Annotated in this window: 1 protein-coding gene; it reads right to left on the bottom strand. The window is 42.3% G+C overall.

Features of this window, described 5'->3' with window-relative positions:
* Positions 1-179 precede the first annotated feature (179 nt).
* Entirely contained in the window at positions 180-1,403 is a 1,224-nt protein-coding gene (locus CP357_RS09855) for an IS110 family transposase (protein WP_069168440.1), read from the bottom strand.
* Between the last annotated feature and the right edge of the window lie 261 nt (positions 1,404-1,664).

Genomic DNA, 1,664 nt, shown 5'->3' on the forward strand with positions numbered 1-1,664 from the left:
TTTTCTACTCTAAGTCAAGTGTTATCAACGATTTTAAGCAATTTTATTTTGAAATACAGGCCTAATCGGGAAATGGCTCCCGGAGAATCGAGTTAAATATCTGATTTAGGGCATGATAAATACAGCCACCTTCTGTAATTTCAAAAAAGAGGCTGTTATAATATCTATTGGATCAATTTTTATGACAAAAGTCTTTGGTTATGTTTGGCTACGTCATAGCTATATAATTGATCATTCTTAATTAAAGCGAAGATCGTCCGTAATAATTTATGGATCGATGCGATAGCGGCCTTCTTGTGACTTGCAGTCTCAGAAGACCGTTTTCGTTTCTCGTAATAATCCGCAATATGAGAAGGGTTTCCCGCTTTCTTAGCCGACTGAATTTGGTTGATTGCCAAGTACAGCACCTTTCTGCCGATAGCTGTCCCACGCTTTGAAATTGACAGGTGGGCCGTGAGGTTGCCAGATTCATAAACTTGAGGGTCAACGCCAACGAAGGCATTTAATTGGCTAGGGTTGTTAAAACGTCTGATATCCCCAAGCTCACTAATGATTCTTAGAGCGGTATTTTCGCCGATGCCTGGAATGCTTGTGAGGATCTCCAGATCCCGCTTGGGAGCGAGCTTGGTCATCTCCTTTAAAGCTGTCTGGCACGCCTCTTCAGCGCTCAGAATATTGTTAATGGCCATTTCGAGGCCACGAATATGTGCACTGTCCTTTTTGACAGCTGGGCATGCGACTTTAGCCAAACGAATAAGACTTTGCATTATGTCGTTAGCGCGCTTTTTACCAATACCAGATAAGCCTTTTAAGAAGTCGATGATATCGGCTTCTTTTGTTTCTAATACGATATCAGGGTGTGGGAATCTGAGAACAATACTCCAGTAGTTTTTCCCTCTCGGGTTAACCATTAAGTGCTCAATCTCTGGGAAAGTGAGCTGAATGGCTTTGTGCAGTCTATTCCTGTTGGTTATCAGATCGTGCGAAGCCTGCTCATAGATGCGGTTATTGGCCATCAATTCTTGATATTCTTTGCTTTGAACGTAGGCCAGCCGTTGCGGGTGCTCAGACTGCAGCTTGGCAAGGTACAAGGCATCAAGCTTATCGGTCTTGTTCTGGTGCAGGTCATCCTTTGTCTTTCTTTTGGCTTCCAGCGGGTTCATCATGACATAGCGCAATTTGTGCATGTCCAAAAACGCCTGGAGTCTTCTGGAATAGACACCAGTTGCTTCAAAGATAATCTGCGGTTTAGTAACCTGCTTAAGGTCATCTAGCAACTGATTGAAGCCTACCATATCGTTGGAGATGGCATAGTCATCAACTTTTTGGCCATTGACCATAATGCATACGTTAGACTTCCGGCTGCTAACATCAATACCAAAAACAGTTTTCAATAAATCCATAAGAATAAACCTCCGCTTTACTTGGAGATGAGCTGCCTCCATCTAATCCAATCAGATCTAATTTTCTCAACAGGACTTTAACAGCCAACATACTTAGACGAGATTCACAATTGAATGGTGAAGCTGCCAGTTTTGTTTACGACATCATGTGTCCAAAGCAGTCACGGCATTGGCTTCATCTCCACTTTACATAGTAAAAGAAAAAGTGTTGAACGACTACTCCGTCGAGTAATCATCCAACACTAGATTAGTATGTTTTGT

Origin of the sequence: Lactobacillus sp. UMNPBX6, from assembly GCF_002553975.1 — a bacterium.
Taxonomy (GTDB): Bacteria; Bacillota; Bacilli; order Lactobacillales; family Lactobacillaceae; genus Lactobacillus; species Lactobacillus gallinarum.

Bases quoted from the DNA above. Each gene is read 5' to 3' on its own strand.
- CP357_RS09855 (WP_069168440.1), bottom strand. From the start codon at position 1,403: ATGGATTTATTGAAAACTGTTTTTGGTATTGATGTTAGCAGCCGGAAG.